This window comes from Acinetobacter sp. S4397-1 (assembly GCF_024129285.1).
Taxonomy (GTDB): domain Bacteria; phylum Pseudomonadota; class Gammaproteobacteria; order Pseudomonadales; family Moraxellaceae; genus Acinetobacter; species Acinetobacter lwoffii_C.
The window spans coordinates 1-26,470 of record NZ_JAMXXZ010000021.1; the positions used below are offsets into that span (position 1 = coordinate 1).

Annotated in this window: 21 protein-coding genes and 2 pseudogenes; 13 read left to right on the top strand and 10 right to left on the bottom strand. The window is 44.8% G+C overall.

The window, feature by feature from the left end; translation table 11 throughout:
• Positions 1-184 (bottom strand): annotated as a pseudogene (locus NI467_RS10465) (IS5/IS1182 family transposase); the annotation flags it as partial.
• Positions 185-1,018: 834 nt separating this feature from the next.
• Between NI467_RS10465 and NI467_RS10470 the strand changes: the two are divergent.
• Complete coding sequence (locus tag NI467_RS10470) at positions 1,019-1,744, top strand: folate-binding protein YgfZ (protein ID WP_253152858.1); 726 nt, start codon at positions 1,019-1,021, stop codon at positions 1,742-1,744.
• Positions 1,745-2,060: 316 nt separating this feature from the next.
• Positions 2,061-2,861, top strand: coding sequence for a tetratricopeptide repeat protein (locus NI467_RS10475; protein ID WP_151207952.1), 801 nt, complete (start codon positions 2,061-2,063; stop codon positions 2,859-2,861).
• 75 nt (positions 2,862-2,936) lie between these two features.
• Here NI467_RS10475 and NI467_RS10480 read toward each other — a convergent pair whose 3' ends face one another.
• The gene (locus NI467_RS10480) at positions 2,937-3,863 is read right to left on the bottom strand and encodes an AEC family transporter (protein ID WP_253152860.1); all 927 of its coding nucleotides are present in this window, start codon (positions 3,861-3,863) and stop codon (positions 2,937-2,939) included.
• A gap of 59 nt (positions 3,864-3,922) precedes the next feature.
• Positions 3,923-5,032 carry an NADH:flavin oxidoreductase/NADH oxidase gene (locus NI467_RS10485; protein ID WP_253152862.1) on the bottom strand — a complete coding sequence of 370 codons (1,110 nt, stop codon included), beginning with the start codon at positions 5,030-5,032 and terminating at the stop codon, positions 3,923-3,925.
• A 400-nt stretch (positions 5,033-5,432) separates the two neighbouring features.
• Here NI467_RS10485 and mutM point away from each other — a divergent pair, with 400 nt between their 5' ends.
• Positions 5,433-6,287, top strand: a complete 855-nt coding sequence (gene mutM, locus NI467_RS10490) for a bifunctional DNA-formamidopyrimidine glycosylase/DNA-(apurinic or apyrimidinic site) lyase (RefSeq protein WP_253152864.1) — start codon at positions 5,433-5,435, stop codon at positions 6,285-6,287.
• On the top strand, positions 6,284-6,568 hold the full coding sequence (locus NI467_RS10495) for a peptidylprolyl isomerase (RefSeq protein ID WP_253152867.1): 285 nt from the start codon (positions 6,284-6,286) through the stop codon (positions 6,566-6,568). The genes mutM and NI467_RS10495 overlap by 4 nt, the downstream gene beginning before the upstream one ends.
• Before the next feature lie 113 nt (positions 6,569-6,681).
• Here NI467_RS10495 and mscL read toward each other — a convergent pair whose 3' ends face one another.
• Complete coding sequence (mscL, locus tag NI467_RS10500) at positions 6,682-7,119, bottom strand: large conductance mechanosensitive channel protein MscL (protein WP_151204518.1); 438 nt, start codon at positions 7,117-7,119, stop codon at positions 6,682-6,684.
• A 177-nt stretch (positions 7,120-7,296) separates the two neighbouring features.
• On the bottom strand, positions 7,297-9,132 hold the full coding sequence (gene typA / locus NI467_RS10505; protein ID WP_151204517.1) for a translational GTPase TypA: 1,836 nt from the start codon (positions 9,130-9,132) through the stop codon (positions 7,297-7,299).
• A gap of 172 nt (positions 9,133-9,304) precedes the next feature.
• On the opposite strand from typA, the gene NI467_RS10510 reads away from it, so the two are divergent.
• The 3 genes from NI467_RS10510 to NI467_RS10520 all read left to right on the top strand — a co-directional run bounded on the left by NI467_RS10510 (position 9,305) and on the right by NI467_RS10520 (position 13,242).
• A complete protein-coding gene (locus tag NI467_RS10510) occupies positions 9,305-10,675 on the top strand; it encodes a uracil-xanthine permease family protein (RefSeq protein ID WP_151204516.1) in 1,371 nt (456 codons plus the stop codon).
• 66 nt (positions 10,676-10,741) lie between these two features.
• Positions 10,742-11,776, top strand: coding sequence for a methyltransferase (locus NI467_RS10515; RefSeq protein WP_151204515.1), 1,035 nt, complete (start codon positions 10,742-10,744; stop codon positions 11,774-11,776).
• A complete protein-coding gene (locus tag NI467_RS10520) occupies positions 11,776-13,242 on the top strand; it encodes an amino acid permease (RefSeq protein ID WP_253152869.1) in 1,467 nt (488 codons plus the stop codon). Before NI467_RS10515 ends, NI467_RS10520 begins: the two co-directional genes overlap by 1 nt.
• 55 nt (positions 13,243-13,297) lie before the next feature.
• On the opposite strand, the gene NI467_RS10525 is transcribed toward NI467_RS10520, so the two are convergent.
• Positions 13,298-13,831 (bottom strand): peptidase C39, encoded by a 534-nt coding sequence (locus tag NI467_RS10525; protein ID WP_253152871.1) that lies wholly within the window; start codon positions 13,829-13,831, stop codon positions 13,298-13,300.
• 99 nt (positions 13,832-13,930) lie between these two features.
• Positions 13,931-14,998 (bottom strand): outer membrane protein Omp38, encoded by a 1,068-nt coding sequence (gene omp38 / locus NI467_RS10530; RefSeq protein WP_253152873.1) that lies wholly within the window; start codon positions 14,996-14,998, stop codon positions 13,931-13,933.
• Positions 14,999-15,360: 362 nt separating this feature from the next.
• On the opposite strand from omp38, the gene NI467_RS10535 reads away from it, so the two are divergent.
• From NI467_RS10535 to NI467_RS10545, 3 genes and pseudogenes are all read left to right on the top strand, one after another.
• Positions 15,361-15,882 carry a GspH/FimT family protein gene (locus NI467_RS10535; RefSeq protein WP_253152876.1) on the top strand — a complete coding sequence of 174 codons (522 nt, stop codon included), beginning with the start codon at positions 15,361-15,363 and terminating at the stop codon, positions 15,880-15,882.
• Between the two features lie 112 nt (positions 15,883-15,994).
• A complete protein-coding gene (locus tag NI467_RS10540; RefSeq protein ID WP_253152878.1) occupies positions 15,995-17,170 on the top strand; it encodes a thiolase family protein in 1,176 nt (391 codons plus the stop codon).
• A 154-nt stretch (positions 17,171-17,324) separates the two neighbouring features.
• A pseudogene (locus NI467_RS10545) lies at positions 17,325-17,777 on the top strand (VOC family protein).
• Positions 17,778-17,824: 47 nt separating this feature from the next.
• Here NI467_RS10545 and NI467_RS10550 read toward each other — a convergent pair.
• From NI467_RS10550 to NI467_RS10560, 3 genes are all read right to left on the bottom strand, one after another.
• A complete protein-coding gene (locus NI467_RS10550; protein ID WP_151207970.1) occupies positions 17,825-18,310 on the bottom strand; it encodes a DUF934 domain-containing protein in 486 nt (161 codons plus the stop codon).
• Complete coding sequence (locus NI467_RS10555) at positions 18,303-19,946, bottom strand: nitrite/sulfite reductase (RefSeq protein WP_253152888.1); 1,644 nt, start codon at positions 19,944-19,946, stop codon at positions 18,303-18,305. Before NI467_RS10555 ends, NI467_RS10550 begins: the two co-directional genes overlap by 8 nt.
• Positions 19,947-20,170: 224 nt before the next feature.
• Positions 20,171-21,295: a CaiB/BaiF CoA-transferase family protein gene (locus NI467_RS10560; protein ID WP_174660230.1), complete on the bottom strand. Its 1,125-nt coding sequence runs from the start codon at positions 21,293-21,295 to the stop codon at positions 20,171-20,173.
• Between the two features lie 213 nt (positions 21,296-21,508).
• Here NI467_RS10560 and NI467_RS10565 point away from each other — a divergent pair, with 213 nt between their 5' ends.
• The 3 genes from NI467_RS10565 (at position 21,509) to NI467_RS10575 (ending at position 26,383) form a co-directional block, all read left to right on the top strand.
• Positions 21,509-22,519 (top strand): AraC family transcriptional regulator, encoded by a 1,011-nt coding sequence (locus NI467_RS10565; RefSeq protein WP_151207976.1) that lies wholly within the window; start codon positions 21,509-21,511, stop codon positions 22,517-22,519.
• 224 nt (positions 22,520-22,743) lie between these two features.
• The gene (locus tag NI467_RS10570; RefSeq protein WP_151204505.1) at positions 22,744-23,949 is read left to right on the top strand and encodes an acetyl-CoA C-acetyltransferase; all 1,206 of its coding nucleotides are present in this window, start codon (positions 22,744-22,746) and stop codon (positions 23,947-23,949) included.
• 298 nt (positions 23,950-24,247) lie between these two features.
• The gene (locus tag NI467_RS10575) at positions 24,248-26,383 is read left to right on the top strand and encodes a 3-hydroxyacyl-CoA dehydrogenase NAD-binding domain-containing protein (RefSeq protein WP_253152890.1); all 2,136 of its coding nucleotides are present in this window, start codon (positions 24,248-24,250) and stop codon (positions 26,381-26,383) included.
• Positions 26,384-26,470: the final 87 nt, after the last annotated feature.

Consider the following 26,470-nt stretch of genomic DNA (forward strand, 5'->3'; position numbering starts at 1 on the left):
GGTATTCCCGCCAATAGCTTAGACAGAGCAGAACCTGGTCTTCCAGGCTTAACTTGGGCGGTCTGCCTTTGGCAGGGACATGTTTCTTCAATTGCTCAACCATTAAATCAAAGGTTGACCATGAGATGCCGGTGTATCGCTTGAACTGGGTTTCAGAAAGCTTCTTTGAATCGATGTATTCCATCCACAGATTATGCATGAATATTGAAAATTCTTCGGTACAAATAAGCAGCAAAAAGTAGATCGTTTTTTGATTTATGAAAGAGATCTATTATAAATATGAAAGAGATCTATTATAAAATCGATGTTTTTTGTATTTATCGTAGTATTTCCAGCCTTCAAAAAATGAAAATGGCGAACTGGCGGCTTCGGGCCGTATAGTTATTCTGTGGCAAGATAAAACCACGCTCATACTTCCAGTGAAAAAATTCTAGTGTTCAAAAAATTCAATACGTTTGTGCAGATACCACCAATACATCAACCAAGACCACCTCAAATGGTTGTATCGGATAGAAGATTATGCCGAACTGAATAATCCTAACTCCGGGGATTAGCCACTCACACATCTTGAGCCGGCGTTCGTGATGTCTTGGGCCTAATCCTCAAAGAATGGTCCAATAAACTATTGCAGCCTGTTCACAATGTCGGACCAGAAACTGAAAAAAATGATTTCGATCAGCTTAAATTTCTTCCTGTCACGACAACTGCCTACGATGGTTTAACTATCGATCAATTACCTCATACTTTCTGTTTTTGCATCTTTTAGATCATGAAGCTCGGGGCATGATGGAAATTATGCGGATCTGCGTTGACACATTTGACTGTAACCGCAAACTGCCCTCACCTCCTATGAGCTTGCCTATGACCGCAGATCCCAGGCCCAACCGTGTTCATTAATGAGCAGTTTTACAAGTTTTATTCAGCCTAGAGCAATATGGGCTTTTTGTTTGCCTATCTGCCTTGTATGTTGCAAAATATCAAGATTAATGATTTGTGAAACTATACCCAGAGGCTAAACATGGCAACATCTACTGCTTTTATACTCTTCACTCTAAATGGTGTAGATGCGCAAAAATTCCTTCAGGGTCAAGTGACTTTAAATACTGAAGCATTAGCCGAAAACCAGACGCGTTATACTGCCATCTGTAGCTTAAAAGGGCGTATTCAGTTTGGGTTATGGCTAAAGAAAATCAATTCAGAAAGCTTTGAAATTGTCACCACCCAAGACCAAGCCGAAGAATTTGCCAAACATATTAAAAAATTCGGGGCTTTTTCAAAAATGAAACTGGAAGAAGTCGGCACAGTTTATCCGACTTTACATGGTGAGCATACCGAATTTTCCCCAGCTGAAGCTGATATTGCCCTGTGGAAACAGCAAGCTATTCGAGCCGGACAAGCTTGGATTGAAGCAGATATTGCCGGAGAGTTTCAGCCGCAGGAATTGCGTCTGCATCAGCGTGAAGGGGTGAATTACGACAAAGGGTGCTATTTAGGTCAGGAAGTGGTGGCACGCCTGTGGTTTAAAGCCAAACCAAAAGCCTGGTTGCATCTCATTCAAGGTACAGGCCCTGCGCCTGCACAAGCTGAACAGTTAAATCGAGGTGTTCAGGTGGTCAACAGTACCACATGTGAAAATGGCTATATTGCACTGGTGGTTGCCCGCCCTGAAGCTTTGACTGAACTGGATGTGACGGTTTTAGATTTACCTGAAAGCTTAAGTGGCGATGTGGCGCGTCCGCAGTAAGTACTTTTATTTTAAAACTCATCCAAAAAGCCAAGCCCCTACGCTTGGCTTTTTAGTTTCTGTTTCTCGTTTAATCTTGTTTTTTAACTGTGTATTCAGGGAATATCTGCAGACTTTAAAGATAAAATCGATGTATAATTGATGCTAAAAATACAGATTAATGCCTAATTTTAAATTATTTACCAGTCAAACAACTGTTTTTTATTTCGTGACAAATTCCTTATTTACAAAGTCCAAAATCCTTTTATGATGGAAGGACAATGATTAAAACCACACCATGGAATCAGGTGTAAAAAATATTAAGGTTATAGGAACCATGAAGAAAAAGTTAGTACTCGCTGCAATTCTTGCAGTTTCTGCACAATTCACGCTGGCCAATACTGCTGCTGTTCCAGTTGATCCACAATTTACTAAAATTGAAGAAATGGTTAAAGCCAATAATTTTAAGGGCGCCTATGAGGCCTTAAACAAGCTGGCGAGTCAGGGAAATGCTCAGGCCATATACAACTTAGGCTATTTAACACAATCTGGCCAAGGGACTGTCAAAGACGAGAAAAAGGCCGTTCAGCTCTATGAACAGGCTGCCAGCAAAGGCTATCCGGTTGCGAACTATGTCCTTGGAAAAAACTATGCTGCTGGCACCTTAGGCTTAAAACAGGATCTGACCAAAGCCAAACAGCATTTAGAAAAAGCATCAGCTGCAAATTTTGATGATGCGACCATTGATCTGGCTGTGCTGCTGTTTGCAGAAGGTAAACCCGCCTCTGACAAAAGTGCCCTGCAAAAATTACAGCCTCTGCTGAATAAAGGTAATTTGCAGGCAATTCATGCCAAGGCATTATATGACATCAGTCTGGGTTTTAAAAATAAAGATGAAAAGCCGGTTCAGCAAGGGCTGAGCAGTATTCAGGATCTGGCTAAAAAAGGCTATATCCCTGCCCTGATGGCAGTGGCCAACATGTTTGCCAATGGCAGCATCGTGCCGCAAAACCTGCCTGAAGCGAAAAAAATCTTTGCGGCACTGGCAAAGGAAAATATTCCACAAGCCAAAGAGTCCTTGGCCACAGTGGATAAAATGATTGCGGAGCAGAAAAAAGCACCGGCGAAAAAAAGCTAATCCCTTTTTCTTCAGTTCTGAAAAAAGCTCCAACAGGAGCTTTTTTGATGCGGACGTTTTCTTGAATATCAGCTTTTAGCTCCACCATAAGGTAATCAGTCCACTGGCGACAATAAAACCTGCAATAGTACTCATCAATAAGGGAGTTAAAGTCCGTTCCTTTAACCCATAAGCCTGCCCCAACATGCCATACAAGGTGGGCATCGGCAGGGCTGCAATCAGGGTCCCTGCATAGATCATTTCCTGACTTAAGCTGGTCAACTGGCTGAGCCCCAGATACATCAGTAAAGGCATCAGGATATTGCTGGAAAACACCAGATAACAACTTTCTACATTTACATATTTCAAACTGGCACCCACAATTCCGCCGCCAATCACAAAGAGTGCCAGCGGTGAAGCGGTTTGTCCTATCATGGCAAAAACCTGATCAAGATAAACCGGCACCCGGATCTCGAATACGGCACAGCTGATGCCCAGTATGACTCCGACAAATAAGGGGTTTTTAAAAAGCGGCAAGATGGTACTTTTAAAAATACCACCCAGATTGGATTGCTGCTGACTACCCATTGCCGCCAATACCAGTACCATAGGAAGCAGCAGCATGCTTTCAATAATAACGACCAGAGAAGTATAGGTCAGGGCCTGTGGTCCGACCAGCAAGGTCAGCATAGCCGTCCCGATCAGCCCGGTATTGGACATGGCTGAACCCAGAGACAAAATCGCACTATGTGAAAAACTATTCTGGAAATGACAACGCATTATCCAGAAACCGGTCGCATACAGCACTAAAGTAACCGTGCTATAGACCATAAAGTATTCAAAATACCAGATTTCATGCAGGTCTTTAGAAGACAGAACTTGAAAGAACAGCAAGGGCAAAGCCACTTTAATAACAAAAGCGCCGACTGTATCAACCTGTTCTTTTTTTAAGATTTGACATTTCACACTGAGGTAGCCCAACCCCACCAAGAGAAAGATGGGTACAATGACCGAAAAGATCATATGAAAAAACCTGTTGCAAATGAAGCATGATTATAGGCCCTGGTACGGGGAAACAGGCTTTAAAAAGGCTTAAATAAACCATTTAGCCCATGAGGTGCAGAACGTAAATATTGGGGTGAAATTTTAATTTCCTGTTTCAATTGGGCAGCTGCATGCCAAGGCCAGTGTGGATCATATAAAATGGCCCGGGCAATCGCGATGGCATCGGCCTGATCCTTCTGTAAAATCTCCTCAGCCTGTTCAGCATCAGTAATCAGCCCCACAGTAATCACCGGAATCTGGACTTGGGGCTTAATTGCTGCTGCAAAAGGCACCTGATAACTTGGTTTTATATCGATTTTTTGCGCTATATGCAGGCCTGCGCTGGACACATGAATATAGGCAGCTCCCAGAGCTTCCAAAGCTTTAGATAGTTCAATAGAAGCATTAATATCCCAGCTTGGCTCTTCTTCAATCCAGTCTGTTGCTGAAATACGCACACCCACCGGATAGCCTGCCGGAACGACTGCTTTCATCGCCTGGAACACTTCTAGAGTCAAACGCATACGATTTTCCAATGAACCACCATATTGATCTGTACGCTGATTCGACAGTGGAGACAGAAATTGATGCAATAAATAACCATGCGCAGCATGTAACTCAACCAGATCAAATCCAGCGTCTACGGCACGTTTGGCACTGTGTGCAAAGTCAGAAATGACCTGCTGGATTTCCAGCTCGCTCAGTGCTTTAGGAGGATGCTCATCTGCCTGAAAAGGAATACTACTGGCAGATACGGTTTGCCAGCCATGCGGTTCATCGGGCTTGAACTGCCCTCGGCCTGACCAGGGCTTGTCAGTAGAGGCTTTACGGCCGGCATGCGCCAGCTGAATACCAAATGGTATAGGCGAGATGGATTTGACTTTGGTCAGCAACGTCTTGATCTGCTCCGCCTGCCGATCATTCCATAATCCCAGATCGGCATAGCTGATCCGCCCCTCGGGCTGCACGGCCGTCGCTTCTACAATACATAGCCCCGCACCGGAAAGTGCATAACTCGCCCACTGCTGTTCATGCCAATAAGTAATTTCACCCTGATCCGTTGCAGAATATTGACACATGGGTGCAATGACAATTTTATTGCTGAGTCCTAATGCACCGAACTGGAGAGGCTGAAATAATAATGTCATGGGTTCTTCCTTTTTATTCATTTTCAATCAGGGTCAGGCAAAACTGATAAACAGGCCATTGAGACCTGGTTATTTATAACGTGAATGCTGCTTTTTTAAAAGATGATACGGCGACTGAGTCCCAGGACCGGCATATCATCCTTATTTTTTGTAGCACCTGGATTCACCAGCTCGTGCAGGTTCGAAGCTGATATCAGCCCCGGCGTTGCATGAATTTTAAATTCCAGTCTTTTTTATCCTTTGTGATTAAAAAGTATAAATACCTATTCAAACATCACACTATTTTAAAATGCACTAAGTCGGCAATGATCGGTCATTTTTCTCACTCCCCAACGTGATTCACTTGCAATCCCTTTCAAATCACCCAATATTAATACCATTCTCCTGTTGCTGATGTGTTATGCCTGAATTACCAGAAGTTGAAACCACTAAAACCAGTTTATTACCCTTAGTTGAGCAAAAAGTGCTACGTGTCGAAGTACGACAGCCAAGCCTACGCTGGCCGATTCCAAATGATCTGGCCAAATTGCAAGGTCAGCGTCTGATCGGACTAAACCGTCGTTCCAAATATATTCTGGCTGAGTTTGAACACGACAGTATGCTCTGGCATCTGGGCATGTCAGGCAGTTTTCGCCTCTGTGAACCACATGAAGAATTACGTAAACATGACCATTTAATTATCCAGTTTGAAGATTTTGAATTACGTTATCACGACCCTCGCCGTTTTGGCTGTATTTTGTGGCTAGATGAGTATTCACAAACGAAGTTGATTGATACGTTAGGTCCTGAACCTTTAAGTGAAGCATTTGACGCTGCATATTTAGCGCAAAAATTAAAAAATAAAAACACTGCGATTAAAGTTGCCATCATGGATAACCATGTCGTGGTGGGCGTCGGTAATATTTACGCAACCGAGAGCCTGTTTAATCTTGGCATTCATCCGGCCCAGCCCGCCAAAGACCTAAGCCCAAGTCAAGTTGAAAAACTGGTCCTTGAAATCAAGCGCATTCTGAAGCAGGCGATTGAGCTCGGTGGCTCGACACTCAAAGACTATACCAATGCCATGGGTGAAAACGGTTATTTCCAGCAGACCTTGCTGGCCTATGGCCGTGCCGGTGAGATGTGTGTCAACTGTGAAACCCCCCTTGAAAATCTCAAACTGGGACAGCGTGCATCGGTATTCTGTCCACAATGCCAGCCGTTAAAAGCAGTTAAGCTAGCTGCGAAGCCAGTGATACAGGGGAATAAAACATGAAGTCCGCTATCGTCCGTCATATTCTGGTTAAAGATAAAGACACTGCCGAGCAACTGAAAAAGAAAATTAAAGGCGGTGTAGACTTTGCCAAAATTGCCAAACAACATTCCACTTGCCCATCCGGAAAAAAAGGCGGTGAACTCGGTGATGTAAAAAAAGGCCAACTGGTTGGGCCAATAGATAAGGCCGTGTTTAGTTTGCCAGAACGCGAATTACATGGCCCAATCAAAAGTCAGTTCGGCTGGCACTTGCTGGAAATTAAATTCCGGATGGATTTTTAAGCCCGGCTTCTTCCTCCTACTGGTGGCAGAGAAAGAGCTTTTGAGTGATAAAAATGAGCATTTGCATAAAAAAACGGCGCCCCACGCGCCGTTTTTATATAGACCCTAAGCTCTTAAGCTTCAGGACGCTTTTTCAACTCATCCCGAATTTCACGCAGTAATGCAATATCTTCCGGGGTTGCTGCAGGTGCTGGCTCCGCCTCTTGCTTACGGCGCATTTTGTTCATCACTTTAACCAGCCAGAACACCACCCAAGCTAATAGAATGAAATTAATCAGAATCGTCAAGAAGTTACCATAGGCAAAGATATTTAAACCAGCTTCTTTTGCAGCTGCCAGATTAGTAATGTTATTTGGATTATCGCCCAGTACCAGGAACCAGTTTGAATAATCAACATCTCCACCTAGAATCCAGCTGATAAAAGGCATAATTAAATCAGCAACCGCGGAATCAATAATTTTACCGAAAGCGCCGCCAATGATTACACCAACCGCCAGGTCCATCACATTGCCTTTAACAGCAAATTCCTTAAATTCCTGAAGAATACTCATAACTTATTTCAACCTACTCTTATCAAGTTTTGTCCTGAATTATACATGAGGCAGGACTTTTGATTTTTATTTAATTTACTGGGTTTTGGTAAATTACGATTGGATGCTATCCAAAAATAAAAAACCGTAATCTCCAGGAAGATTACGGTTCATTTAATCTGATAAATCGTCTAAAGATTATTTATCACGATTACGTTTACGTTCGTTTTCAGTCAGGTAACGCTTACGAATGCGGATTGACTTCGGTGTTACTTCAACCAGTTCGTCATCTTCAATGAATTCAAGCGCTTGCTCAAGTGTGAATTCGATAGCTGGCGTCAGCGTCAAGGCTTCGTCAGTACCCGATGCACGTACGTTCGTTAACTGTTTTGCTTTGGTCGGGTTAACTGTCATATCGTCAGAACGAGAGTTAATACCAATGATCATACCTTCATAAACTTCTAATTGCGGTTTAGCAAATAGACGGCCACGATCTTGTAGGGTGAATAATGCATAGCCCAAGCAAGTGCCTTGAACCATAGAAATCAGCACACCATTTTGACGTTTCGCAACAGTACCTGCTTTCGCCGGACCATAATGCGAGAAGCTTGAAGTCATGATACCTGTACCAGAAGTCATGGTCATGAATTCAGAACGGAAACCAATCAAGCCACGTGAAGGGATCGTTGCTTCAATACGGATACGGCCTTTACCGTCAACTTCCATATTGGTTAACTCGCCCTTACGGTGACCCATTTGTTCCATTACAGCACCTTGGTGCTGATCTTCGACGTCGAAAGTCACGTTTTCGTACGGTTCTTGCATTTCACCATCGATTTCTTTCATGATCACTTGCGGACGAGATACACCCATCTCGAAGCCTTCACGACGCATGTTTTCGATCAACACAGAAAGATGCAGCTCACCACGACCAGACACTTTAAAACGGTCCGGACTGTCAGTATCTTCAACACGTAATGCGACGTTATGAATCAATTCGCGGTCTAGACGTTCACGGATATTACGTGAAGTAACGAATTTACCTTCTTTACCAGCAAATGGTGAGTTATTGACCTGGAAGGTCATCGACACTGTAGGTTCGTCTACAGAAAGCGGAGGAAGTGCTTCAACAGCTTTCGGATCACAAATCGTGTCAGAAATATTTAATGCATCGATACCTGTGACACAAACGATATCACCCGCAGATGCTGACTCCACATCCACACGATCTAAACCATGATAACCCATGATTTTCAGGATACGGCCGTTACGCGTCTTACCTTCTTTATCAATAACAGTAACTGGCGTATTTAATTTGATCGAACCGCGCTGGATACGACCAACACCGATAACACCTACGAAACTGTTATAGTCCAGTGAAGAGACTTGCATCTGGAACGGACCATCAACGTCAACCGCTGGTGGTTCAACGATGTCTACAATCGTTTGGAACAACGGAGTCATGTCTTCAGCCAACTCATCCGGAGCAGGACCCGCTACACCACGAAGACCTGAAGCATAAACAACCGGGAAGTCTAACTGTTCATCAGAAGCACCCAAGTTATCGAACAAATCGAATACCTGGTCGATAACCCAGTCTGGACGCGCGCTTGGCTTGTCAACCTTGTTGATGATCACGATTGGCTTTAGACCACTCGCAAAGGCTTTTGCTGTCACAAAACGTGTTTGCGGCATTGGACCTTCCTGAGAGTCAACCAGAAGCAGTACACAGTCAACCATCGACATTACACGTTCAACTTCACCACCGAAGTCGGCGTGTCCCGGGGTGTCCACAATGTTAATACGGTATTCAGTATCAGTACGTTTGTCTAACCATTTGATTGCAGTATTTTTTGCAAGAATGGTAATACCACGTTCACTTTCGATAGCACCCGAATCCATGACACGCTCAATCTCACCCGCGCGATCACCGAGAGCACCTGATTGTTGCAAAAGTTTGTCTACAAGAGTAGTTTTACCATGATCGACGTGCGCAATAATGGCGATGTTACGGAGAGTTTTAATATCTGACATGTAAATTCAATGCGTATGTAATTTGAGGGCAGATTATACAGAAAAATACTAATTTTTTATAGTGGCTGTTTATTTACAGGACTAATTTTTTTCTCCTTATGTCCCCATTTAGTTTGTAAAGGCGTGTAACTCGATTAGAATAGCGCCACTCAGCCTTAATTTTCTTTGACACATGTCTGATTTTAATCAATCTCCCCCTTCAAAAGATCAACTTGACCTGGTGTATGGTCTGGAAGATCGTCCTAAACCTTTTATTGCTTTTTTAGCCGCTTTCCAGCATCTCCTGGCAATTATTGTCCCGATTGTGACCCCCGGCCTACTCATCTGCCTGGCACTGGGTGTGTCGAAAGAAGATACCAACATGATTTTATCCATGTCATTGGTCATTTCGGGGATCGCTACATTTCTACAATCTAAAAAAGTTGGCCCATTTGGTGCCGGCCTGCTAATTGTGCAAGGAACCAGTTTTAATTTTATTGGTCCTATTATTGGGATTGGTTCTGCCATGGTGGCGGCGGGCACACCGGTCGAATCAGTAATGGCCGCTATTTTCGGTGTGGTCATTGCAGGTGCCTTCATTGAGATGGGCGTTTCACAAATTCTGCCCTGGATTAAAAAACTGATTACCCCGTTAGTTACCGGAATTGTGGTGCTGCTGATTGGTTTGACCTTAATTAAAGAAGGTCTGATCAGTATGGGGGGCGGTTATCAGGCCATGAGCGATAAAACTTTTGCCAATGCCGACAACCTCATCATGTCATGCACCGTACTGGCCCTGATTATTATCTTGAACCGGGCACGTATTACCTGGGTAAAAAGCTCTGCCATTCTCATTGCACTGGTGGCCGGCTATATTCTGGCAGGCTTCATGGGTCACCTGGATTTTTCCGGTCTCAAAGATGCACCTCTGGTTCAAATTCCGACCCCAATGCACTTTGGTCTGGACTTCTCCTGGAGCCTGTTTATTCCCATGGCATTTATCTACCTGGTAACCTCGCTGGAGGCGATTGGTGATATTACGGCAACTTCTAAGCTGTCAAACCAACCTGTCGATGGTCCAGAATGGATGAAACGTATTAAAGGCGGTGTTCTGGTCAATGGCGCCAACTCACTGCTTGCCGGTATCTTTAACACTTTCCCGAGTTCAGTCTTTGCGCAAAATAATGGCGTCATTCAGCTGACTGGTGTGGCTAGCCGTTACGTTGGTATCTGGATTGCAGCCCTTCTGGTGATTCTGGGTTTATTGCCTGCTGTCGCTGGTGTCATTCAGGCTGTTCCACAAGCCGTATTAGGGGGCGCCGTGATGGTGATGTTCGGTGCTGTGGCTGCATCAGGGATCAATATTCTGTCTGGCGTCCATTTAGACCGTCGTGCCCTGCTGATCATTGCGATTTCTCTAGCACTTGGTCTGGGTGTTGCACAGGTACCGCAAATCCTGGAACATTTACCTGAACTATTCCGTAATATTTTTAGTTCTGGCGTAGCGACCGGCGGTATTGCCGCACTTATTTTAAATATTGTACTTCCAGAAACAAAGAAGTAATTGCATGTCCAGAAAACACTGTTTAAGCCCCACTTGGACAGTGTTTTTTCTATTGGAGAAAGATCTATGGATCCTAAAAGCGAAGTTTTATTAAGACAATACGATTATTTGTCAGGTCGGATTTTATTACTGAATGCACCGACCGATGAGCTTCTTGCTGAGTTTGGTGAGTCGATCCAGCCCTCAATCTGGACATGGAACTTTAATGATTACCAGTATTTTCAGGCACGGCAGGCAGAGGTCCATTTTGGCACTGAAATTCCTGCAGGAGAATTTGATCAAGCTGTTATCTTTGTTCCCAAATCCAAAGAATTACTCAATTATTTGATTCATAACCTGGCCGTACAGCTAAAACAGGGAAGCAGTATCTTTCTGGTGGGTGAAAAGAAAGGCGGCGTAGAGCGGGCAGCAAAGCAATTACAAGCCTATGGTAAAGCCATTAAACTAGATAGCGCGCGTCATTGCCAACTATGGCAATTAACCTTAGACTGCGCGGTCGAAGCGAAAACTTTGGCAGACTGGGCTCAGACCTATACAGTTCCGACTCCTAAAGGAGAGTTAACGGTGTGCGCCCTTCCAGGCGTGTTTAGCCAAAATCGCCTGGATGTAGGAACTGCGGTACTTCTTCCTTATCTGAATCAGGTTAGCTCAGGCAAGATTGCTGATTTTGGCTGTGGGGCCGGTGTGATGAGCGCCTATCTAGCCAAACTGAATCCAGAAAATCGGATTTTTGCACTGGATGTAGATGCTTTTGCATTAGCCTCTACACAAATGACCTTCGAGAAAAATCAGCTGAGTCCGCAGCAGCTTGAAATCAAAGCCATTTCGGGTATTGAAGATGCACCGCTATTTTTACATGCCATTGTCAGTAATCCTCCTTTTCACCAAGGGATCCAGACACACTATGATGCCAGCGAGAACCTGTGCAAGACTGCACGTCGCCACCTCAAGTCCGGTGGTGAATTATGGATTGTGGCGAACCGCTTCTTAAATTACCCAACTTTAATTGAGCAAAGTTTTGGTCAGTGTACGGTTAAAACGGATCAAAGCGGCTTTAAAGTGCTGTTTGCCAGCACTCAAAAAAACTTTAAGGAATCATGATGAGCGAAACTCAACACAGTCCACAGCTGCAGCGTAAGCTGAGTGCTCGTCATTTGAACATGATTGCCATCGGCGGTTCCATTGGTACCGGTTTGTTCCTGGCCTCAGGAGCAACTATTGCAAATGCCGGCCCTGGGGGTGCGCTCATGGCCTATGCCTTAATCGGCATCATGATTTACTTTCTGATGACCAGCTTAGGCGAACTTGCCACACACAACCCGACATCTGGTGCATTTTTCACCTACGGCACCAAATATGTAGAAGGCGGTTTTGGTTTTGCACTGGGCTGGAACTACTGGTACAACTGGGCAATTACTGTTGCGTTTGAACTGGTTGCAGTTCAGTTCATCATGAAATTCTGGTTTCCGGATATTCCCGGCTTCTATTGGAGCGCCATTTTCCTGGCTGTGGTCTTTGGAATTAATGCCTTGACCGTTAAAGGTTTTGGTGAATCTGAATTCCTCTTCTCGCTGGTTAAGGTTCTTGCCATTATCGTGTTCATCATCATTGGCATCTTCATGATTTTCAAAATTATGATGACGCCTGAGGTAAGCGTCTTTGGAAATTGGAGCAAGGGAGAAGCCCCCTTTGTAGGGGGATTATCGGCCCTTATTGGTGTGGCGATGATTGCCGGATTCTCTTTTCAGGGTACTGAAATGGTGGGAGTGGCAGCGGGAGAATCCAAAGATCCGAAAAAGACCATTCCAATTGCCATCAAACAGATTTTCTGGCGTATCTTGCTATTTTATATCGTCTGTATTTTCATTATCGGCACCTTGATTGCCTATGATGATCCACGTCTTTTACAGGCTGCTGCTACAGATAATATTGCGCTTTCACCCTTTACCCTTCTGTATGAGCAGGCCGGTTTTGCTTTTGCAGCCAGTGTGATGAATGCCGTGATTCTAACTGCAATTTTATCGGCAGGTAACTCTGGCATGTATTCCTCTACCCGCATGTTATTTGATATGGCACGTAAAGGCAGTGCACCAAAAATATTTGGCCTACTCGATGCTCGTGGTGTACCCATGAACGCGCTCTATGCCACCACAGCGATTGCCGCCTTATGTTTCTTGACGACTTTTATCGGTGAAGAACAAGTATTTAACTGGCTGTTAAATATGTCAGGCATGTGTGGTTTTATTGTCTGGCTAGGAATTGCAGTTTCGCATTACCGCTTCCGCAAAGGCTATATTGCACAAGGCTATAAACTGGATGAGCTGGCTTATCGTGCCAAGTTCTTCCCTTTCGCACCTTGGTTTGCATTTACGCTCTGTGCCATTGTGGTTCTCGGTCAGAATTATCAGGCAGTTCTGGAAGGAGAGTGGCTGGCCGTATTGTCGACTTATATCGGCATTCTGTTATTCCTGGTCATCTGGCTAGGCTATAAATGGAAATACAATACCAAGCTGATTTCCTATCAGGAGATGGATGTGCAGCCCATGAAAGTTGATCGGAATGAATAATTCCTTGTGATCTAAAAAAGCAGCTTAAATAGCTGCTTTTTTTTACATTGTTAGATTAATTATGACGCATGACAAAATGATGGTCATCAATCACAATGACCTGCTGACAAATCCCCTCTACCCGGCGCTGCTGTTCAAACACCTCTTTGGACATTGGCTCAAAACTATCAAAGAAGCTGATTTCATTTGCATTAATGTCATAAATTAAAGAATGATTTCCCACACCCTCTAAAGTGTCATAAAACACAATAACAAAAGTGCCCTGCTCTACATAAGCTTGAATATCCGCATAAGCAAGAGGAAACTCGTGCACAGGAAGTTTGAGTTTTTCGGCTTTCTGATAAAAGTCGACTTCTATCGGTTGTTTATCGAGATCGGGTTCTGTATAGAAATTCACATCCAATCCGAGTGTACTTAAAGCCACTGCTAATGCAATACTCGAAGCTCCCATCTCATTATCATGGCAAGTCAATTGCACCAAGTCTGGAATATGTAAATCAATACCATAATGATGAAAGATCATCCAGATTGCAAAAATTCCGCTATTGGCCTCCAGCTTTTGCAAATCCTCAGGAATTTCCACACTCATGTCTTTACTCAATTCAATTTCAGGAAGACAAGTGTAGGCAAAAAATCAATATAAAAAAAGGCGGCTCATATGAGCCGCCTTTTAACATTCAATAATAAATTATTGAGCTGTTTGCTGTTCGCCTTCCACTAGTACAGTACGGCTACCAGTGATTGTCGCGAATACGCGACGGTTCATAGCACGACCTTCTTTAGTGTTGTTGTCAGCAATCGGTTGATCCCAAGCGAAACCTTGAGTAGACAAACGAGCTGCATCAACGTTGTATTCGTTTACAAGTGCAGACTTCACAGAGTTAGCACGAGCTAGAGATAAACGTTCGTTCAATGCACGTGGACCAGTGTTGTCAGTGTGACCTTCGATACGTGCAGTTGCGTTTGGATATTCAACCAGTTTCTCAGCAACTTTAGCGATTTCTGGCTTGTACTGGTCTTTGATGTTTGACTTGTTAGTATCAAAGAATACGCGAAGTTCCATGTTCAGGTCTTCAGTCAACTCTTGTGGAGCTGGAGCTACTGGAGCTACTGGCTCAACTGGAGCAACTTCTACAACTGGAGCAGCTGGTTTCAGACGGCCACCTAGAACTACGTTAAGACCAGCAAGCGCTGTATAGTTCCAGAATTTTTCGTCAAAGTGGTAAGTACCACGAGCTTCAGTACGTAGTGCCAATGCATCGTTGATGTGCCAGAACGCACCGATACCCGCATTACCTAGAGTACCTTCTTCTTCAAAACCACGGCCAACACGACCTAATTCAGCTTCAGTAGCACCATCGAATTCATATTTGTAGTGACCAGCACCTAAAAGCATGTATGGCTTAACTTTGCTGTCGTAGTTACCAGTGAATACATCAGAAGTTGCATAGAAGTTACCTGCAATGTTCTGACCTTTGTATTCCGCACCAGGTAGATCTGTCATATCGCCTTTTACTTGGCTATATTCAGCTTCAAAACCTAACCATGGAGTTAATTCAACACCAAGTGCAGCACCCACAAATAAATCATCTTCCATTTGACCAGAAGTTGTCAGTTCACCATCATCACCACCGTTGTTGTGCTGGGTGTCTTGGAATGTGTAACCTAACATTAGTGGAGTAACAGTTACGCCTGCGTTTGCAGCAGCAAAAGGAGCTGCTACAAGCATTGCTAAAGCAATACGACTCATTTTCATGGATTTATCCTCCAGAGATAACAATTGTTGTTCAAGCTCAGGCCCTGATATTAGGCCACCCTGAGATAGGCTTTTTTACCCCAGTTTTATTTTTAAGCTATTCACATGGCATCATACAAACACTTTATTATTTTTCCAAGTGCTTGATTAATTTAATCAAGTAAATTATTGACAAAATTACTTACAATTTCCGTTGTAATTCGGTAATTTTTTACTCAATTTCACAGCGCAAATCCCCTATTTTAAGTACCAATTTATTTTTTGACGGCTTATTTGAACTCTTTAAAAATATTCAATACAGCCTAAAAACGCATAATTAATAACATATTTCTTATAAAAAAATATATAATTCAGGTAACTCTATGTATATAAAAATAACAAGAGCATTTACGCTTGTGGAACTGATTATCTGTATTGCGCTGATCGCAATTATGGTGACAATCGCACTACCTTACGCTCATGGCTACTTTTCCAGACAAGAAGCCAAAGCTATTCCGGCTAAATTATTTTCCATAAATCGCTTTGCACGTAGCCAGGCAGCTGTACTGCACCAAAATGTAGTGATCTGTCCTAGTCAGGATGCCTTAACTTGTCATCCAACGCAATGGAATAAAAGCTTGATTGTATTTATAGATAGAAATAAGAACCGTCAAGTAGATCAAGGCGAACATATTTTACATATTGATCAATTAAACCTTAAATACGGTAACTTAAGCTGGCGAGGTACTCTACGTACACCTAGTATTACTTATCAATCTAATACAGGCTTACCGATTGGATCAAATGGCAGCTTTTATTACTGTTCTACTTATCAAGCCGCTCAGCAACACATTGTATTGAGCAAAATGGGGCATCTACGGATTGAACATCTGTCTAGCTGCTAAGGAAACCCTACAGTCTATATTTCGTGATGATTAAAGCTTTAATCCTGTTTTTTTTATCCTATACTGCTTGAGTTGGAAAAAAATTGATTAAAACACATACGGAGATATAACAATGACTGACATCGTAATTGTCAATGGTGCACGTACCGCAATGGGCGGTTTTCAAGGTAGCCTAGCCAGTGTTACTGCACCTGAACTCGGTGCGGTAGCCATTAAGGAAGCCATTGCACGTGCCGGCTTGCAGCCAGGCGATATCGAAGAAGTCATCATGGGTTGTGTACTCCCGGCTGGATTAAAACAGGGACCTGCTCGTCAGGCTATGCGTCAAGCGGGTCTTCCTGATTCAACAGGTGCCCTCACCATTAACAAGCTGTGCGGCTCAGGCATGAAGGCTGTTATGCAGGCAGCCGATATGATTAAAGCCGGCTCTGCTGACATTGTGGTTGCGGGTGGGATGGAATCCATGACCAATGCACCGTATGTCTTGGCCAAAGCTCGTGGCGGCTTCCGTATGGGGCATGGCGAAATTAAAGACCATATGTTCCTGGACGGTCTGGAAGATGCTGAAACAGGTCGCCTGATGGGTTCTTTTGCTCAGGATATGGCCAATACAAAGGGCTATACACGTGAACAGATGGATGACTTTGCAATCCGTTCCTTGAAGCGCGCACAGAACGCTGTCAATGCAGGCTACTTTAGTGATGAAATCGTACCCGTAACAGTGTCTACCCGTAAAGGCGATGTGGTGGTTGATAAAGATGAACAACCCTTTAATGCCAATATCGATAAAATTCCAACGCTCCGTCCTGCTTTTGCCAAAGACGGTACGATTACTGCAGCCAATGCCAGCTCGATTTCAGATGGCGCATCAGCTCTAGTAATCACCTCGGCTGACAATGCAGCAGCAAAAGATTTAAAGCCTTTAGCCAAAATTGTTGCCTATGCTTCAAATTCTCAGCATCCATCTGAGTTTACCATTGCGCCAGTCGGGGCAATTCAAAAAGTACTGGATAAAACTGGCTGGACCACTGAAGATGTAGATCTTTGGGAAATTAATGAAGCTTTTGCCATGGTCACTATGTGCCCAATGGATGAGTTCAAGCTGGATCCAGAAAAAGTCAACATCAACGGCGGTGCATGTGCACTTGGCCATCCGGTTGGTTCTACAGGCTCCCGTATTATCTTGACTTTGATTCATGCGCTAAAACGTACAGGTGGCAAGAAAGGCATTGCCGCACTCTGTATCGGTGGCGGTGAAGCAACTGCGGTGGCGATTGAATTACTTTAACCTCTGCCCTTACCCATCCCTCTCCCATAGAGAGGGAATTAAAAATCCTCCTAATCTGGAGGATTTTTTCGCTTACATTTTTAGTAATTTTCCTTATGCAAGATGAGTCAAAGCTGCTTAGATTAAAAGAGCACAACACAAAAGGAGTCCTGTCATACGACTCCATCACTATCCCAATTTTCAAGCTAATACCGAAGCAGCCTTTCGCTTCTACCATTCCGTGTTTGGCGGTGAGTTTTCAACGCTGATCCGTTATGGAGATATTCATGCTGAAGAAGGGATGAACCTTTATGATGGCGATAAAAATCTGATTCTGCATATTGCTGTACCTATGAATGAGGATACAGAATTGATGGCATCCGATACGAATGATAAATTTTGCGCGCAAACCAATACTGTGTTCACGCCACGGAATAGTCACTACATTTCTATTCATCTGGAGGCAAATGAACAGGCTAAGGCCAAAGATGCTTTGTTGCTTTATCGGCACAGGGTGAAATAAAATACCGCTAAAAAAACCTTCTGGGGTGCGCTCTATGGTGCCTTTAGTGATCAGTTTGGAATTCACTGGATGATCAATTGTCAACTTGAAGCTATATATAAATAGCTAAATCAAAAAAGCCTCCGTGTGGAGGCTTTTTAAGTCAGTGCCGATTAAGCACCTGTTTGATAGCGCGCTTCTGATACCGCAGTGGAGGCCTGATATGGGTTAGTAAAATCACCTAAGCCAGCAGCCGCTTCCTGAATATCCTTACCTTCTTTAATCACGAAAGTATCAAAACCAGAACGCTTCATGTAATTCAGCACATCTTTGAACACATCACCGGTGGCACGTAGTTCACCGTGAAAACCCTGACGGCGAAGCAATGCAGCAAATGAATAACCGCGGCCATCATTGAAACCTGCAAACTCAATAAAAATGGCATCAAGTTGGTCAAGCGGAAATTCATGGGTTTCAGGTGAAGCATCAACCGTTAAGTACAATGCTTTTTTACCAGAAACATTGGCAATCTGGTCTAACTGTTCGACAGTCAGCACCACATCACCCTGTGGCAATGCACCATCTTCACCAATGAGCCGATATGTATTGTCGGTAATCGTGCCATCTTTAGAGAGCACAGGTAGTGCGGTATTAAGCATATGCACGCTCCTTGAATGGTTTGATACCGATACGGCGATACGTATCAATAAACTCCTCGCCTTCCTGACGTAAATCCAGGTAGGTATTCAGAATTTCTTCTACAATATCCGGTACGACGTCGGCAGCGAATGATGGCCCTAGGATGTCACCGATCGAAGCATCGTGGTCTGCATTTCCACCAAGCGTAATCTGGTAGAACTCAGCACCTTTTTTATCGACCCCTAAAATACCGATATTACCCACATGGTGATGACCACAGGCATTCATACAGCCTGAGATATTCAGATCGAGTTTACCCAAGTTATAAATGGTATCTAAATCATCAAAACGGCGTGAAATCGCTTCAGAAATCGGAATCGATTTGGCATTCGCCAATGAACAGAAGTCACCGCCTGGACAGCAGATGATGTCAGTCAAGAAACCGATATGCGCACGCGCCAAATTATGCTGCTCCAGAGTCTGCCATAACTCGAACAGATCTTTTTGCGGGACATCCACCAGTGCAATATTTTGCTCATGCGTGGTACGCAGTTCACCAAAGGTATACTTGTCTGCAAGATCTGCAATCAGCTGCATTTCTTCAGTCGAAACATCACCCGGCGCAATGCCCGCACGTTTCAGGGAAATCGTGACTATACGATAGCCGGTGACTTTGTGTGCATTGGTATTGATGTTGAACCATTGCTTGAACTTTGGATGTTGTGCAAACAGCTCAGTGAAGTCTTCATCTGCATAGTCTTGATAATCAAATGGCGTGAAATTCTCATCCATTTTCGCCAAGGTGTCTGCATCAATTTTCAGGGTTTTCACTGTATGTGCAAATTCAGCTTCAACTTTCTCGGCAAATACTTGTGGTGTTAATGCTTTCACCAAAATCTTGATACGCGCTTTGTATTTATTGTCGCGGCGGCCATGCAGATTATACACGCGCAGGACAGCTTCAAGATAGGCTATTAAATCTTCACGTGGCAAGAACTCACGAATAAAGCTGCCAATTACTGGCGTACGGCCCAAGCCACCACCGACTTTGATTTTATAGCCGATTTCACCTGCTGCATTTTTTACGATATAGACTCCAATATCATGGAATGCAGTGGCTGCGCGGTCAATTTCTTCAAGTGCAGATACGGCAATCTTGAATTTACGTGGCAAAAAGGCGAATTCCGGATGGAAAGTTGACCACTGGCGGATCAGTTCACAGGTCGGACGCGGATCAGCAATTTCACCCGCCACCACACCGGCATACTGGTCCGTTGTAGTATTTCGGATACAGTTGCCTGACGTCTGAATCGCGTGCATCTGTACCGTCGCCAGTTCTGCCAGCATGTCTGGTACATTTTCCAGCGCTGGCCAGTTAAACTGGATATTCTGACGGGTGGTGATATGCGCATAGCCACGGTCATATTCTTGAGCCAGATCAGCCACTTTACGCAGCTGCTTAGAATTCATCAGGCCGTACGGTACCGCGATACGCAGCATCGGTGCATAACGTTGGACATAAAGACCATTTTGGAGGCGGAGCGGACGGTATTCTTCTTCCGTCAATTTGCCCGCTAAATAACGTTCCGTCTGGTCACGGAACTGTGCAACACGTTCATTAATCAGTTGCTGATCGAAATCAGTATATAAATACATGGCGTACAGCTAGTAGTTTCTATTATATCGCTGGCAAGGATAGCGAGATTAAAACTATCAATAAAATGCTTTTTATACATATTTCATAGCGATTTTATTGATAAGCCTACCTTAGATTCAATGATATAAAGCTTTAGCGTCACTTCTGCTGTTTTTTTAGCTAAATGATTTATTTATGAGATCTTTAGCATTTATTTTCATAAAGGAGTTAACCTGGGTTTAAATTACCAGTACTGCTTCTCTCCCAGAGCCTGACCGATAAAATCATAACGCATGGCTGAGCGCGAAAATTTGATTGGACAAGCCAGCTGGGCTTGGCTTTGTTCAGAATCATTCATTTTCAGAGGTACCTGTACGACCCATCCCCGTTGCTGCGCCAGTTCGGAGTGCAAGGCTTCCTCCAGTTTTAATACCGGCTCGACACACACATCCGCCTGAGCAAACAGCATTTGCCAGTGGGCTAAAGGCTGGGAGCGGATTTTGTCTTGAATGGCCTGCTTGACCTGAGCATGATCTTCAGGAGCAAAAGAGGTTCCTTTTTCCAAAATGATCGGCAGCTCCAGCAACTGTGCCAGCCCTTGCATGAACTGCGGTTCCAGACTGCCAATCGACAGATAACGTCCATCCTGCGTCTGATAATAGTCATACAATGTACCGCCATTTAAATAGCCCGATTCGGCCTGCTGATGCTGGTTAGCTGCCAGACTGGCTGAAGCTGCCATATTATTTAAGGTCGCAACGCAATCGGTCATGGAAATATCAATATATTGCCCCTGGCCACTGCTCTGCCGTTCAATCACGGCGGCCAGAATTGCAACCAGCGCATGCATGGAACCACCCGCAACATCGGCAATCTGGATACCCATTGCCGGTGGTCCACTTTCCATCCGGCCACTATGCCCGGCAATTCCTGATAGAGCCAGATAGTTAATATCATGTCCCGCCCGGTTTTTATAAGAGCCGGTCTGGCCATAACCGGTAATCGAACAATAGATCAGACGAGGATTGAGAGCACTGAGACTTGGATAATCCAGGCCAAGCCGCTGCATCACGCCTGGACGAAATTGTTCAACCACAATGTCATAATCTGCAATTCTCATCCGGATCTGCTCAAGATGCTCCGGATTCTTCAAATCCAGTGCCACAGAATGCTTGTTTCGGTTCAGATAACTATGGGTAGTCGCTTGCCCATGTGCAAAAGGCGGCATCAAACGTACCAGATCAGGCCGGGTCGGTGATTCAATATGCACAACCTCTGCACCTAGATCTGCAAGATATAAAGTGGCAAACGGGCCAGGGAGTAATGTAGAAAAATCGAGGACTTTCAATCCTTTTAGCGCATAGGACATTGGAGTTTTTACTCTACTTATATTGCTTTTTGCCTTATCATAAAACATAAAAACCAGAAAACAATGTCATGTTCAGCCATTTACCTTGATAGTTTCGGCAATTTACCATGTAAGAAAATGGTAATTGCTTTCTTGTAAATTGCCATTGATTTATTATTTTTTTGTCATTTAGGTCAAATATTAGTGAACATTAAAGAGACTGAAGGATTAAACATGAGTCGTGATACGATCAGCATCCATTTCGTCAATGCAGCTTTATCTGGTGTTAAACGCCTCGGCATGGATGTCGATACTTTATTGTCTCACGTTGGGATTGAAGCAGAATTGCTGCATCAGCCCAAGGCCCGTATTTCGCCTGAACAATATACCCGTTTTATTAAAATGCTCTGGATGGTGACTCAAGATGAACACGTCGGCTTTGACAAACAGCCACGTCGTTTGGGTACTTTTGCGATCATGTGCCAGCTGATTATCCATGCCAAAACGCTGGGTGATGCACTGGAGCTTTCTTCTCAGTTCTATAAGCTCTTCGGTGATGACTGGTCCGTGACGCTGGAGCGTGACAAACACGAAGCCCGTCTGGTCCCTTTAATTCCCAATTCGATGGATCCGGATCACTTCATTACCGAAAGTATGCTGATGATCTGGCATGGCTTGGCTTCCTGGTTAATTGAGCGTCGTCTGCCACTGGAGCGTGTCCACTTCAGCTATCCGCGTCCGGCCCACGCCGATGAGTATGACGCCCTGTTTTTTGCTCCAGTGATGCAGTTCGATATGCCGCGTACTGAAATTACTTTTGCAGCCGACTATCTGGATTTGCCAATTCGCCAGAATGAAGAAACGCTGGAAGAATTCCTGAAAGCCGCTCCAGCACAACTGCTGGTGAAGTTCAAAAACACCAATTCACTGACTTCACGTATCCGTGATGTATTGAAGAGCCAGATTGGCGAAGAAATGCCAACCCTAAACGATGTAGCCTCCATGCTATATCTGTCTCCGCAAACCTTGCGCCGTCGTCTGGCAGCTGAAGGCAAGAGTTATCAGGGAGTAAAAGATGCGCTGCGTCGTGATGCTGCAATTCATCTCTTACTCAACCCGGATCTGACTCTTGAAGATGTCGCGCAGCAGGTCGGCTTTAGTGAAACCAGCACCTTCCACCGTGCTTTCAAGAAATGGACGGGGGTTACGCCAGGTCTGTATCGCCAGTTACATGGTTACCATTAACATCGGTTTAATAAACCTTTATTGTAAAAGCTAATCACCTGCTGGGTGATTAGCTAGCCAAGCCCAAGCTCCAGACTTGGGCTTTTTTTAGATTTATTTTTTCTGTCCCTCCCCATTGACCAAACTGCTCAAATGATCTGGTTCGTTCTCGTCATTGCACTTCAAAATTTAATCATTACACTCGAAATATTAGAATAATTTTAGTAAAGCAAAAAGGATATTGTATGAGCGAGGCCTATATTATTGATGCCATTCGCACGCCACGCGGAAAGGGAAAAAAAGACGGCGCATTGCATGAAGTCAAACCGATTAGCCTATTAACCACATTGTTAAATGAACTGCAGCAACGTCATCATCTGGATACTGCGCAGGTCGATGATATTGTTTTGGGCTGCGTGACACCGGTTGGGGACCAGGGTGCGGATATTGCCAAAACCGCTGCGATTGCGGCGGGCTGGGACAATGACGTGGCTGGTGTACAGATCAACCGTTTTTGTGCCTCGGGGCTGGAGGCTGTCAATCTGGCCGCACAGAAAGTCCGTTCTGGCTGGGAAGATCTGGTCGTTGCAGGTGGCGTTGAGTCTATGTCTCGTGTAGCGATGGGCTCAGATGGTGGGCCTTGGGCCTTGGACCCGGAAACCAATATGGCCTGTGATTTTATTCCGCAGGGGATCGGCGCTGATCTGATTGCCAGTATTGATGGCTATAGCCGTGCGGATGTGGATCAGTTTGCTGAGCAATCCCAGAAAAAGGCAGCAGCTGCACAGGCGCAGGGTTATTTCAATAAATCTATTATTCCTGTCAAAGATAAAGCCGGTGTCGTGATTCTGGAGCAAGACGAGTTTATTAAACCCAATACCACAGCAGAGGCGTTGAGCACACTCAACCCTAGTTTTGCCATGATGGGACAGATGGGCTTTGATGCCATCGCCCTACAAAAATATCCGGAAGTAGGCAGTATCCAGCACGTGCATCATGCCGGCAACTCTTCCGGAATTGTAGATGGTGCCGCTGTGGTACTAGTGGCTTCTGAACAGGCCGTTCAACAGCACAATCTCAAACCCCGTGCCAAAATACTGGCGACTGCACTGGTGGGGGCTGATCCGACCATTATGCTAACTGGCCCTGCTCCGGCTGCGCGCAAAGCCTTGGCCAAAGCCGGACTGACAGTGGATGACATTGACCTGTTTGAAGTCAATGAAGCTTTTGCTGCTGTTGTGCTGCGTTTTATCCATGAAATGAAGGTTGATCCTGCCAAAGTCAATGTGAATGGTGGTGCGATTGCTATGGGACATCCCCTAGGGGCGACTGGTGCAATGATTCTCGGCACGTTGTTGGATGAACTGGAACGTCAGGGCAAAAAACGTGGTCTGGCCACCTTATGTGTTGGCGGCGGCATGGGCATCGCCACCATTATTGAACTGGTTTAATTTAAATACCCGAAGGCATTTAAGGCCCGTTAACGTCATAGGCACGCTACCGATCATCATATGAGTCCTGTGTCTGCAGGCTAGTCAGCTAAATGACACAATTAAACAGGTGGTGTATATGACCAGGGCTTCACCTACTTTTGCGAAATGAGAAATGCATTTTGTATTAGTAGACTGAACTTTAGGGTTAAACCCAGAATTCAGATGAATTTGGATCGCCTCCACAGTCATAGAAGTTTCTAAACTTGAGTAAGGACAATAATTCTAAATTCATCAATTATTATTTGGATAAAAATGTATGAGCGCAATTCAATATCAAAAAACTGCAGATAATATCGTCATTTTAACCTTTGATTCTCCGAATCAGTCTGCCAATACCATGAATGCCGACTTTCGTCAGGCCCTGGATGAAACCGTTGCCCAGCTCCAGACAGATGAGCATATTAGCGGGATTATTTTTCGATCCGCCAAAAAAACTTTTTTTGCTGGCGGTGACTTGGATGAACTCATTCAGGCCAGTCCTGAACAGGCCACTGATTTCTTCCATATGATTGAAGGAATGAAAGCTAAACTGCGCTATATCGAAACGCGCGGCATTCCTGTGGTGGCTGCCTTGAATGGCACGGCCTTAGGCGGGGGCTGGGAGCTGGCACTGTGCTGTCATCAACGGATTGCACTCAATGATCCCAAGAGCAAGTTTGGCTTGCCTGAAGTAACACTAGGATTGCTGCCGGGTGGCGGCGGGATTGTACGCATGGTTCGCCTGCTGGGCCTGCAAAGTGCACTTCCCCTGCTAATGGAAGGTAAACAGTTGAGTGTCGAGAAGGCAAAAACTTTGGGCCTGATCCATGAGACGGCGGACTCGGCAGAAGAATTGCTGGAAAAATCTGTGGCTTGGATCAAGGCTCACCCGCAATCTCAACAACCCTTTGATGTGAAAGGATACAAGATTCCGGGTGGCACGCCGGCCTCTCCTGCTGTGGCACAAATGCTGGCCATTGCACCAGCCATGCTACGCGACAAAACCAAGGGCTGTTATCCGGCACCTGAGGCCATTCTCTCTGCTGCTGTTGAAGGGGCACAGGTCGATGTCGATACGGCGCTTAGAATTGAGTCACGTTATTTTACCTTTCTTGCCACCGGTCAGGTGGCCAAGAATATGATTGGCACTTTCTGGCATGGCATGAATGCCATCAAGTCTGGTGCCAGTCGTCCAAAAGGCTGGGCACCCTGGCAGGCAAACAAGGTGGGTATTCTGGGGGCAGGCATGATGGGCGCCGGAATTAGCTATGCCACCGCCAGCAAAGGCATTCAGGTGGTACTCAAAGATGTATCGCTTGAAGCCGCTGAAAAAGGCAAAGCCTACAGTCAGAAACTACTAGATAAAAAAGTATCCCAAGGCCGATTAACTGCGGACAAACGTGACCGGATTTTAGCTTTGATTCAGGCCACGGCAAGTTCTGAAGATTTGGCGGGTTGTGATCTCATCATTGAAGCTGTTTTTGAAAATCAGGAACTCAAAACTCGTGTGATTCAGGAAGCTGAAGCCTTTTTATCTGAAAATGGCGTGATGGCATCTAATACCTCGACCTTGCCAATTAGTGACCTGGCTCAGGCATCGCAAAATCAGGCGAATTTTATCGGTCTGCATTTTTTTAGTCCGGTGGATAAAATGCAGCTAGTAGAAATTATTAAAGGACACAACACCTCGCCTGAAACTTTGGCCAAAGCTTTTGACTTTGTGCAGCAGATTGGTAAATTACCGATTGTGGTGAATGATAGCCGTGGCTTCTTTACCAGCCGTGTCTTTGGCACCTTCGTTCAGGAAGGTTTACGTCTGCTGGCAGAAGGGGTTCATCCCGCGCGTATTGAAATGGCGGCACTTAAAGCTGGTATGCCTGTCGGACCGCTAGCAATTCAGGATGAAGTTTCTCTGACGCTTTCAGAGCATGTAGCCACAGAAACCTATAAGGCAATGGCGGCTCAAGGTAAGGAGCGACCAAGCTCGGCAGCGGATGAAGTGATTCATCGCATGATTCATGAATTTAACCGTAAAGGTAAAGCAGCCGGTGCCGGTTTCTATGACTATCCTGAAGGCGGTAAAAAGCAGCTTTGGTCGGGCCTCAGTCACTGGCAAAAAGATACTCAGATCACCGAACAGGAAATGATTGACCGTTTTCTGTTTGTACAAGCGCTGGATACCGTGCGCTGTCTGGAAGAAGGTGTGCTTGAATCGGTGGTGGATGCCAATATCGGTTCGATCTTTGGTATTGGCTTTGCAGCCTGGACAGGAGGCGCTGTACAGTTCCTGAACCAATATGGACTAGATAAGGCCATTGCTCGTGCTGAAGTGCTGGAGCAGCAATATGGTGAACGCTTTAAAGTGCCACAGTTATTAAAGCAACATGCCAGTCAGGCAAAAGCATTTGCATAGGCAGCCAGTAAAAGGGAAGTTTTGAACTTCTCTTTTTTTGACAGGTTAAAATCATACAAGTCAGCTGAAATCATCTCTTTCACAGAG

What these genes read in the sequence shown, in the direction of transcription:
- NI467_RS10535 (WP_253152876.1), top strand. Translation starts at nt 15,361, where the DNA reads ATGTATATAAAAATAACAAGAGCATTTACGCTTGTGGAACTGATTATC.
- NI467_RS10470 (WP_253152858.1), top strand. Translation starts at nt 1,019, where the DNA reads ATGGCAACATCTACTGCTTTTATACTCTTCACTCTAAATGGTGTAGAT.
- NI467_RS10485 (WP_253152862.1), bottom strand. Translation starts at nt 5,032, where the DNA reads ATGACATTATTATTTCAGCCTCTCCAGTTCGGTGCATTAGGACTCAGC.
- mscL (WP_151204518.1), bottom strand. Translation starts at nt 7,119, where the DNA reads ATGAGTATTCTTCAGGAATTTAAGGAATTTGCTGTTAAAGGCAATGTG.
- NI467_RS10555 (WP_253152888.1), bottom strand. Translation starts at nt 19,946, where the DNA reads ATGTATTTATATACTGATTTCGATCAGCAACTGATTAATGAACGTGTT.
- mutM (WP_253152864.1), top strand. Translation starts at nt 5,433, where the DNA reads ATGCCTGAATTACCAGAAGTTGAAACCACTAAAACCAGTTTATTACCC.
- NI467_RS10520 (WP_253152869.1), top strand. Translation starts at nt 11,776, where the DNA reads ATGAGCGAAACTCAACACAGTCCACAGCTGCAGCGTAAGCTGAGTGCT.
- NI467_RS10480 (WP_253152860.1), bottom strand. Translation starts at nt 3,863, where the DNA reads ATGATCTTTTCGGTCATTGTACCCATCTTTCTCTTGGTGGGGTTGGGC.
- omp38 (WP_253152873.1), bottom strand. Translation starts at nt 14,998, where the DNA reads ATGAAAATGAGTCGTATTGCTTTAGCAATGCTTGTAGCAGCTCCTTTT.
- NI467_RS10495 (WP_253152867.1), top strand. Translation starts at nt 6,284, where the DNA reads ATGAAGTCCGCTATCGTCCGTCATATTCTGGTTAAAGATAAAGACACT.
- NI467_RS10565 (WP_151207976.1), top strand. Translation starts at nt 21,509, where the DNA reads ATGAGTCGTGATACGATCAGCATCCATTTCGTCAATGCAGCTTTATCT.
- NI467_RS10560 (WP_174660230.1), bottom strand. Translation starts at nt 21,295, where the DNA reads ATGTCCTATGCGCTAAAAGGATTGAAAGTCCTCGATTTTTCTACATTA.
- NI467_RS10515 (WP_151204515.1), top strand. Translation starts at nt 10,742, where the DNA reads ATGGATCCTAAAAGCGAAGTTTTATTAAGACAATACGATTATTTGTCA.
- NI467_RS10475 (WP_151207952.1), top strand. Translation starts at nt 2,061, where the DNA reads ATGAAGAAAAAGTTAGTACTCGCTGCAATTCTTGCAGTTTCTGCACAA.
- NI467_RS10550 (WP_151207970.1), bottom strand. Translation starts at nt 18,310, where the DNA reads ATGCTTAATACCGCACTACCTGTGCTCTCTAAAGATGGCACGATTACC.
- NI467_RS10540 (WP_253152878.1), top strand. Translation starts at nt 15,995, where the DNA reads ATGACTGACATCGTAATTGTCAATGGTGCACGTACCGCAATGGGCGGT.
- NI467_RS10510 (WP_151204516.1), top strand. Translation starts at nt 9,305, where the DNA reads ATGTCTGATTTTAATCAATCTCCCCCTTCAAAAGATCAACTTGACCTG.
- NI467_RS10525 (WP_253152871.1), bottom strand. Translation starts at nt 13,831, where the DNA reads ATGAGTGTGGAAATTCCTGAGGATTTGCAAAAGCTGGAGGCCAATAGC.
- typA (WP_151204517.1), bottom strand. Translation starts at nt 9,132, where the DNA reads ATGTCAGATATTAAAACTCTCCGTAACATCGCCATTATTGCGCACGTC.
- NI467_RS10570 (WP_151204505.1), top strand. Translation starts at nt 22,744, where the DNA reads ATGAGCGAGGCCTATATTATTGATGCCATTCGCACGCCACGCGGAAAG.
- NI467_RS10575 (WP_253152890.1), top strand. Translation starts at nt 24,248, where the DNA reads ATGAGCGCAATTCAATATCAAAAAACTGCAGATAATATCGTCATTTTA.